General features: G+C 50.3%; 10 protein-coding genes. All 10 read left to right on the top strand.

Annotation, left to right across the window (positions count from 1 at the left end):
* The first annotated feature begins 65 nt into the window (after positions 1-65).
* The 10 genes from CAG65_RS14455 to CAG65_RS14410 all read left to right on the top strand — a co-directional run bounded on the left by CAG65_RS14455 (position 66) and on the right by CAG65_RS14410 (position 8,991).
* Positions 66-1,508, top strand: coding sequence for an Lcl domain-containing protein (locus CAG65_RS14455; protein WP_161454103.1), 1,443 nt, complete (start codon positions 66-68; stop codon positions 1,506-1,508).
* On the top strand, positions 1,508-2,089 hold the full coding sequence (locus tag CAG65_RS14450) for an Lcl C-terminal domain-containing protein (protein WP_161454102.1): 582 nt from the start codon (positions 1,508-1,510) through the stop codon (positions 2,087-2,089). The genes CAG65_RS14455 and CAG65_RS14450 overlap by 1 nt, the downstream gene beginning before the upstream one ends.
* 171 nt (positions 2,090-2,260) lie before the next feature.
* Entirely contained in the window at positions 2,261-3,019 is a 759-nt protein-coding gene (locus tag CAG65_RS14445; RefSeq protein WP_161454101.1) for a DUF3450 domain-containing protein, read from the top strand.
* Complete coding sequence (locus CAG65_RS14440) at positions 3,019-4,383, top strand: MotA/TolQ/ExbB proton channel family protein (RefSeq protein WP_021703378.1); 1,365 nt, start codon at positions 3,019-3,021, stop codon at positions 4,381-4,383. Before CAG65_RS14445 ends, CAG65_RS14440 begins: the two co-directional genes overlap by 1 nt.
* Entirely contained in the window at positions 4,383-4,946 is a 564-nt protein-coding gene (locus tag CAG65_RS14435) for a MotA/TolQ/ExbB proton channel family protein (protein WP_021703377.1), read from the top strand. Before CAG65_RS14440 ends, CAG65_RS14435 begins: the two co-directional genes overlap by 1 nt.
* Positions 4,943-5,347, top strand: coding sequence for an ExbD/TolR family protein (locus tag CAG65_RS14430; protein WP_021703376.1), 405 nt, complete (start codon positions 4,943-4,945; stop codon positions 5,345-5,347). The genes CAG65_RS14435 and CAG65_RS14430 overlap by 4 nt, the downstream gene beginning before the upstream one ends.
* Positions 5,347-5,967, top strand: coding sequence for an energy transducer TonB (locus CAG65_RS14425; protein ID WP_161454100.1), 621 nt, complete (start codon positions 5,347-5,349; stop codon positions 5,965-5,967). Before CAG65_RS14430 ends, CAG65_RS14425 begins: the two co-directional genes overlap by 1 nt.
* Positions 5,967-7,148 carry a tetratricopeptide repeat protein gene (locus tag CAG65_RS14420; RefSeq protein WP_161454099.1) on the top strand — a complete coding sequence of 394 codons (1,182 nt, stop codon included), beginning with the start codon at positions 5,967-5,969 and terminating at the stop codon, positions 7,146-7,148. Before CAG65_RS14425 ends, CAG65_RS14420 begins: the two co-directional genes overlap by 1 nt.
* Before the next feature lie 157 nt (positions 7,149-7,305).
* Positions 7,306-8,019: a siderophore ferric iron reductase gene (locus CAG65_RS14415; RefSeq protein ID WP_161447439.1), complete on the top strand. Its 714-nt coding sequence runs from the start codon at positions 7,306-7,308 to the stop codon at positions 8,017-8,019.
* 111 nt (positions 8,020-8,130) lie between these two features.
* Positions 8,131-8,991, top strand: coding sequence for a patatin-like phospholipase family protein (locus tag CAG65_RS14410; protein ID WP_161454098.1), 861 nt, complete (start codon positions 8,131-8,133; stop codon positions 8,989-8,991).
* The last annotated feature ends 109 nt before the right edge of the window (positions 8,992-9,100 follow it).

The raw sequence follows: 9,100 nt of genomic DNA, 5'->3' as shown, positions 1-9,100 counted from the left end.
TGAGTGGCCTGATGTTCTGGCGTCGTGAGCGCTTTAATTCATCATCTAAATAAAGAATGATTATTATGAAATATCAACTATCTGCTTTGGCCGCAGCTGTGTTGCTGGCAGGCTGTGGTGGTTCAGGTTCCGGCGGGTCTGACACCAGTGCTCCAACTTACAGCTTATCAGGAACAGTGACCGCACAAGCGGCCAATGGCAATGAAAAAGTGTGTGCTGATCTTAACGGAGATTTTCGTTGTGACAGCGGTGAGCCATCCACCACATCACAAAATGGTGCTTTTACCATCACCAGTACCAACAAGGCCATCTTGGAATCGCCATTGGTAGTGGCGCTGGATACCGGCATTTCTTCCTTGTCTCGCGATGCGAACAGAATGTCGTCAGCGAACGCATTTCTTGTCGCGCCAGGTCAACGTAAAACCTCAGGCAACCAAATCAATGCCATCACGACATTGGTTGCAGGGCAGATGGCGGCGGGGGCCAGCTTGTCTGTTGCGGTATCGAACGTCATTGCTGAGCTCAAAGCGATGGGGTTGCCGGCGTCAAACAACCTTCTCAATGAGGGCGACAGCAACGACTACGCGACACTGGAACAGAACATGCTGACATTAATTGCCGCTATGGATAAATCCAAAGCGGATGCGATGCTGGCTGCGCTGAGCAGCAACTTGTCCGACTATCAGGACGTCATTTTGGCGACTGCGCCAACAGATGAGATGATGAACGCCTTGTTGGCCGAGCTAGTGAATGCTACTGCTGAGCTGGGGCACAATGACACCGGTATCGTCAGCTACTTTTCCGATGCCGGTGACAGTCCGGATCCGCAGGCGGACTACCCGGGGCAGGACGCTGATTTCGGTTACGACCACGCAGACGGTGGATTCAAGCTGACCAAGCTGGATGCCAATGGTCAGCCGCTAAGTGCCGATGCAGAAGAATGGTCATGCGTGCGCGACGAGCGAACCGGTCTGGTATGGGAAAGTAAAGTTGACGATGCTGCTTCACCTCAGTTTAAGGACCGTCTGTTCGTTTATCAGGTCAGTGGTCAGTTTGAACCATATGCAGCGGATATTGACGCAACAGGCTGTAAAGCCACTGACGGTATCTGCTCAACCGAGGAGTACGTCGCGTATCTGAATCAACATAAAGTGTGTGGCATTGACCAGTGGCGACTGCCGACCTTTGGCGAATACTACGACCTGATCGATTTTGGCGAAACGCAAACGGATGATGACGGTCGCGTTTATGGCCTGACGACACAGTACTTTCCTCGTCAATCAGTGGCCAGCGAATTTGCTGAGGGAGAAGTCTGGACATCAACCGAATTCTTTACCGAATACGATGCATACAAAGTAGAAGGGGCGCGTTACATCCAGATTGCCCAGACGCGCGGTGAGACTCGCGGCATCACCTATGGTGTCGAGATATACAGTGACCAGGTTGAAGCTGGAATGGGTACGTCGTATCAGCTACCGATCCGTCTGGTATCCAAGGAGGCAAAATAATGAAAAAATTGACGACCAGTATCCTGCTATCACTGATGCCAATAGTTGGGATGGCAGGGCAACAATGCTCGATTGATTTACAAAAGAGCGCACCTAATGTGCGCTATGCGTTCAATAGCAACGGCACCATCAAAGACAAAGTCACCGGTTTGACCTGGATGCGCTGTCCACTCGGGAAAAAGTGGAACAGCACGAACCAGCGCTGTGATGGCGAAGGTACAGGAATGTTCTGGCAGGCGGCATTGAATGAGGTACAGTCAATCAACCAAAGTCAGAACCACGCGCTGTATCACCTTGCTGGCAAAAGTGAATGGCGTATGCCCAGCGTTAAAGAGTTAATGACACTGGCAGAGCATGCGTGCATGAAGCCAGCTCTGAACAGCAAAGCCTTTGCGAATGCGTTTCCTTATTCAACCAATGAAGAGGGATATGGCGCCGGAGATGTGCGCTCGTACGTCTGGAGTAACAGCCATATTCAATCAACCAGTGAAATCATACTGTTTGATGTGCGTAATGCAGAAGTGGTGAGTTACGGCCCGACGATGCTTGAAGCGAGTGTGCTTTTGGTCAGCGATCAATAAGCCTGACCATCCAAAGCCCTGCATATGCAGGGCTTTGATTATATTATTCACAGATATTCGACACTGTCTGATTGCAAAAATGGTGAAATTCGCTAGTATGTGACCTTTATTGATAATGATAGCTTTTATCAATTGGGACAAGTTCCATACGTTAAGCGACCGATAACCATTATGAATCTTTCAAAATCTACCTTTGCTTTTCTGATTGCGACAACTATCAGCAGTGCAAATGCCACATCGCTGAATCAAGCCGAAGCGATTCAAAGCAAAACCAACAAGGCGTCCGCAGCCAGTCAGCAACGCATCGACAACAGCGCTGATACCACTCTTTCCCACAAAGCCGAAATTGAACAGCTTCGGGAAGAGATCAAAAATCTCGAGATTTATCGCAATCACCTGTCTGCCTTAGTTGAAAACCAGCAGCAGGAAAGCGTTTCGTTACAAACTCAGATCGAAGACATCAAACAAACCCGTCAGGGCATTGTGCCCTTGATGTACCAGATGATTGATGGGCTGAAAACCAGCATTGAAAACGACAAACCGATTAAAAAAGCGCAGCGTGAAGAGCGCGTGAACAAGCTCGAAGCGCTGATGACTCGCGCAGATGTCAGTGATGCGGAAAAATATCGTCGCATTCTGGAAGCGTATCAGATTGAAGTGGATTACGGCACTAAGCTGGGTAGCTATCAGGGACCAATCGAACTTGGTGGTAATCTCATCGAAGCAGATGTGCTGTACCTTGGCCGAGTGTCGCTGGTTGCACGCAGTTTGAATGGTGGGCAGTACTGGAACTGGAATCAGTCAGCGAAACAGTGGCAGCCGTTGGATTCAGGCGTTAAAACCGAGCTGGATAAAGCGTTCAGTATCGCCAATCAACAAATTGCACCGGGTCTGGTGACCTTGCCGGTTTCTGTTGCGGAGGCACAATAATGAAGATGAAAACATTAGTCGCCGCACTGTGTTTGGCGGCATTACCATTAACGTCATTTGCAGATACTGGCCTGGTTAACAAAGCGGCACAAGAGGCCAAGCAGCAGCAGGCACACAACGTACAGCGTGAAGCGGGCTTTAAACAAACAGAAAAAGAGCTTGCGGCGCTTCGAGCGCAGTTGGTGGCAAAGCGTAACGCTATTCAAGCCGATACCGATGCTTTGGCCAAACAGTTCAGCGATAACGAAGACACGTTGGCGCGTCTGGAAGAACAGCTGCGTCTGGAAACCGGTAGTCTGGGTGAGTTGTTCGGAGTCGTGCGTCAAAACGCGAAAGAGCTGGATTCGGAACTGAAATCTTCCGTTATCAGCTGGGATCACAATCAATACAATTCTGTGGTCGATGAGATTGTCGCAGCCAAATCGTTACCGTCTATGAAGCAGTTGCAAGGGCTATGGCTGGCGATGCAAGACCAGATTAATGCGAGTGCTGAAATTACAACTGGTGCATTGAACTTCATCAATGGTGACGGGGCTACCGAGCAGGTCAACGCAGCGCGTATTGGCGCGTTTGGTTTGGTGACCGAGCAGGGCTACGTTCATTGGAATGGTCAACGACAGGATGCGATTGCTTATGTGAAACAACCGGACAATGCACCGACACTATCTGTCGCGTCGCAACTGGCTTCCGGCGAGACACAACATTTATCCCTGGACCCGTCGCGTGGCATCATGCTGGAGCAACTAGCGCAAGAGCCAACGTTGGCGGACCGTTTCGATGCTGGTGGTGTGGTCGGTAAGATCATCATTGCTTTGTTGTTGGTTGGGTTGGGCATTGCGCTGTTCCGTGGAGCGTCACTGTCGATTGCGCGTCAGAAAATTCGTCAGCAGTTGAAAACACCCGACCAGCCGGGTAACAACCCGCTTGGTCGCGTGCTGTCAGTTTACAACAAAGAACAAAACCGCAGTGTTGAAGCGCTGGAGCTGAGATTACTTGAAGCCGTGGTGGATGAGCAGACGGGCCTGGAACGTGGTCTGTCAATGCTGAAACTCTTAGCTGCTCTGGCACCGATGCTGGGTCTGCTTGGAACGGTGACAGGTATGATTGAAACATTCCAGGTCATTACTCAGTTTGGCAATGGCGATCCGAAAGTAATGGCCGGGGGAATTTCTATGGCACTGGTGACGACAGTTTTAGGCCTGGTCGCGGCGATGCCTCTGCTACTGGCCCACAACATCTTGAGCTCTCAGGCTGAAGCGATTCGCAATATTCTGGAGAAACAGGGTATTGGTCTGGTTGCGGCGGAAGCTGAAAAGGAATCGGCTACCTATAACGCGAAACAAGCTGTAGGGAACGCTGCGTAATGAATACGTTATTCTCCTTTTCCTGGCTACCTGCCTCGATAACGTCCAGTGACTGGGCTTTGTCGTTGTCGCAGTTTATGCAGCAAGGGGGGCAGGTTTTATGGTGGTTGGCGGCTGTTGTACTGGTCAGCTGGTTGCTGGTAACGGAACGTATTTTGTATCTCACAATGACGTTTCCGAAACAGAAGGCCGAGTGGATAGTGCGTTGGCAAGAGCGTCACGATCAATCGTCTTGGTACGCGCGCTCTATCCGTGAAGGATGGATCGGTGAAGCGCATATTGCGCTGAATCAGAACCTCAGTTTTATTAAAGTGTTAGTCGCTATCTGCCCCATGCTGGGATTACTTGGCACGGTAACAGGCATGATCTCGGTCTTCGATGTGATGGCGGCACAAGGCAGCAGCAATCCAAAATTGATGGCGTCTGGCATTTCGCTGGCCACGTTACCTACCATGGCAGGCATGGTCGCTGCATTGGCCGGGATGTTTGTCCATGCCCGGTTGGCAAAAGCCTGCAACTTGCGTGAATTAAAATTAGAACAAGCTTTAAGGAGTCAGTCATGAGACTCGGTCGACGTCATACCCGAAACGATGAAGCGCAGATCGACTTAACGTCCATGCTGGATATCGTCTTTATCATGTTGATTTTCTTCATTGTGACCAGTTCGTTTGTACGAGAGTCTGGTGTGGAGGTTAATCGACCCCAGGCCTCGAATGTGGTTAGCCAGAAAGACGCCGGTATTTTTGTGGCAATCACTGCGGCTAACGACATCTATATAGATAAGCGCATGGTCGATGCGGAACGTGTTCAGGCAACATTGGAACACCTGATTCTGGACAAGCCTGATGCGTCGCTGGTGATTCAGGCGGATGAACATGCGTACAACGGTACCGTTGTGAAAGTGATGGACGCCGCTAAGGGCGCTGGCATCAAGAGCATTGCGCTGGCAGCGGAGAAAGGCTAATGCGGCGAGTTCTTATTGCCTTGCCTGTGGCTTTCGGCGTGACGATGGCGCTGTTTAGCTTTATGGCCTGGATGGTGGACAACAGTCAGCGCAAAGCACCGGATGCGACTGAAGCACTCAGTTTCAACATGGTAATGGTTGAGAATGAGCAGCAGACGCAACGTCGTCAGCGCAGTTTGCCGGAACCGCCGGAGAAACCGGAAGTACTCCCGCAAACCGAAGTGACGCGGTCTACCAGCTCGGTTGAGCAGGCAAAACCGATGTCTTCTTTGCAACGTATGGGGCTCGATACCGCGGTCGAGGGTGTGGCGGTCAGCGCACCACAGTTCGGTGGTTTTGGAGTCACTCAACAAGTGATGCCGCTTTACCGGGTTGAGCCGCGTTACCCGCCACGCGCCCAGAAGCGTCGTCTCGAAGGAACCGTAGTTCTGAGTTTTACCATTGACGCCTCTGGTCGCACGACGGACATTAAAGTCGTGAGTGCGAACCCGGAAGGGGTGTTTGAACGTGAAGCGATTCGCGCTCTGACGAAATGGAAATATCAGCCACAAATGGTGGATGGAGAAGGGGTTGCTCAGCCAGGGCAAACCGTGAACATTGAGTTTAAGATGGACAAGTGATGAAGCGATTACTCCTTTGCATATCAGTCTTACTCCTTTCAGCCTCTGCACTTGCTGCCGAGTTGAGCCAGTACACGGCCATTCGGTTACAAAAAGCGAACGACCTGGCGCAGAAGGAGCAGTACAAAGATGCGATCCAACTGTTACAAGGGATTGATACATCGCGTAAGTACGACCAGGCGATGATCAATCGAATGCTTGGAGTGGTGTATTGGCAAAACGGCAATAACACCAACGCGATTACGTCGTTAAAGTCGGCGGTTAACAGTGATGCGCTGGTCGACGATCAGGCGTGGCACACGGAAAAAATGCTGGCCGATTTGTTGCTCAATGACGGCCAGTACACGCAGTCACTCAAGCACTACTATGCGTTGGTGAAATCGGTACCTAAGACGCAAAAGGCGGATGAAGTTTGGTTCCGGATCGCTCAGGCGAACTATCAGGTTGAGAAGTGGCAGCCGGTGTTGAACGCGATTGCAAAGTATGAAGCTTTCGGAAATCGTAGCAATGCCAGTGCACTTCAACTTAAGCTGGGTGCGCAGTTAGAGTTAGAGCAGTGGAAGCCCGCTATCCCGACGCTGAAGTTGTTACTCGCACTGGAACCGCAGAAATCAGCCTGGTGGCGTCAGTTGGTGAGCCTTCATTTACGCGTCGGGCAGAACCGCAGTGCGCTGGACACGCTGGCACTGGCCAAGATGCAAGGTGTCGAGTTAAGCCAGCAGGATTTACGTTTGTTAGCCCAACTCTACGCGCAACGTGGGATCCCTGAACGAGCTGCACAGCAATTAGCAGAGTTAAACGGTGCGGCTTCAGACGCTAAATTGCTCAAAGAACAAGCCATATACTGGCAACAGGCAAAAGAGTGGGACAAAGCAATTGAGTTCTGGTCAAAAGCCGCGAAATTCAATGCGCAGTACCATTGGAATGTCTCACAACTGTTGGTACAGGAAGGACACTATCAGCGCGCGTTGAAGGAGTTAGATAAAGTGACCTCACCGGCGCGTAAAGCCGATGTCGCGTTGGCGAAAACCCGGGCTTTATACAAACTCAATCAAATTGAAGCCGCATTGGTCCAGGCAAAACGTGCAGATGCTACCGAACCATCTCGCCAGGCCAAGAGTTGGATCAAGTATCTGACAAAGCTGCGTGAACAGACAAAGGATCAAGCGCAAACCAGCTAAACGCTGTTGTTGGTGGGATAACCAAGCCGGAGTCATTTTGCTCCGGCTTTTTGTAAGTGACTCTTATTCACGAGCGCAAATGAGAACTAATTGCTTTTATTGGTAAAAAAGGCATAATCGTGTCGTCAGTTACTTGTAGGGAAACAACAGGCGGAACATGCAGCACGGGTTTTTTGATGAGTTGTTTCATCACGCAAAACAGATCACGCCTTATCTCGCCGGAGAAATCGGGCCAGTTCCGGAACTCTCCATTCATATCAGTACCCCGGCCTCGGAAACGATTCAGGCGTTGTACCATCGATTAGCTCAGTCAAATCCGGATGCGGGCAGTGCTTACTGGTTAACGCGTACCTGGGACTTATTATGCTGGCAGCCGGTTTATATTGCTTTTCTCTCCATCTATGGTTTTCGCACCTTGCCTGACATTCATCGCATGGCGCAACTGGTGCAGCCGGAATTCATCGCAGGATACCGGTTTGCCGATGCCAATCATATACATGGTGATGAGGAAACCCTGATAGCTGAGGCTGGTCGGCAGCTAACGGAGTTATTGGCGTTTTACCGTGACCAGATTAGCCAATGGAGCCGAATCCGTCCTGGCTTTACCAATCATCTCCTGGCCGATCTGCTGCTTGGTTGTATTATCAAAGTGCAACAGTTCTTTCCTGAGCTGACGAATGACTACTTAACTGAGCAGGCTGCGTTATGGTTGAACGCCTGCCAACTGCCGGATAAACACTTAAAAAGCCTGAGCGTTCACCCTCAAAGTGGACGACTGCAACTGGTACGAACAAGTTGCTGTTTGGTGTTCAAATGTCAGGGCAGGGAACTGTGTGCTGATTGTCCACGTCATCCGGATAACCGCAAATAAACACCAATTAATAGGTGCAGTCTATCTGATCGATAAGCACAATCTATTTTCCCTAACTCGCTGATCCCGATACCCTAATTACTTGGTTGAGTGATTAAATGGGGAAGGCCGATGTCAAAAAGTGCAATCGTTGTGGAAGGTGGCGCCATGCGGGGCGTGTTCGCCGCTGGTGTATTGGATACTTTTCTGGAGCTGGATCATAAACCTTATGATTTTGCCATTGGTGTTTCGGCTGGCGCATCGAACCTGATTGGTTATCTCGCGGACTACCCACACCGAAGCATTAATGTCATTACTCAGCTTGCCACCAGTAAGCGCTTTTTTGACCCGACCCGATTTATTAAAGGTGGCGATCTGATTGACGTAAAATGGCTATTTGAAGAGTCCAACCGCCGTTATCCCGTCGATGAAGAACGTGTCTTCAGTTCGATTCCGTTTCTTGCCGCCGCCACCAATGTGAACACTGGATCAGCAGACTATTACCGCGTGACCCGTGAGAACTTCAGTAAAGCGATTGAGGCAACGACAGCACTACCAATCGCGTACAAGCACACGCCATGTTTTTCTGGTGGGTGTTACACTGACGGTGGTGTGGCCGATTCCATCCCTGTCAAAGAAGCATACCGTCGTGGTGCGCGCGATATTACGGTGATTCTGTCTCATCCGGTCAGCTATGAAATGCCTCAGGCACGTAATCCCTGGTTAATGAAGAAACTGTTTGCTCGTCATCCTGTGTTGGCGGATGCCATGCTTAAACGCGCCGATAACTACAATGACTCGCTGGCGTTTATTCATAACCCGCCGGCCGATGCTGTGATTCGTGTTATTGCACCGCCGGAAGATTTTCACGTACAGCGCTTAACCATGAAACAGCCGGTTCTGATGGAAGGGTATCAAATGGGTTTAGTGACCGGGCGGGAACATGCCAAAGCATTCAAATTCGAATTGACGCCAGAGCGGAAAATCGCGTAGCAGCTCATTTGGCTAACGGTTTTGAATAAAAGAATCAATAATAAAAAAGAGCCAGCTTTAAGCTGGCTCGAGTTCAATCGAGAGTCACTGAAAAGAGTCCGGATAGACT

Source organism: Vibrio sp. V39_P1S14PM300, assembly GCF_009904765.1.
Classification (GTDB): domain Bacteria; phylum Pseudomonadota; class Gammaproteobacteria; order Enterobacterales; family Vibrionaceae; genus Vibrio; species Vibrio proteolyticus.
Note: the sequence above shows the minus strand (reverse complement) of the source record. Positions and strands in the feature narration are given on the sequence as shown.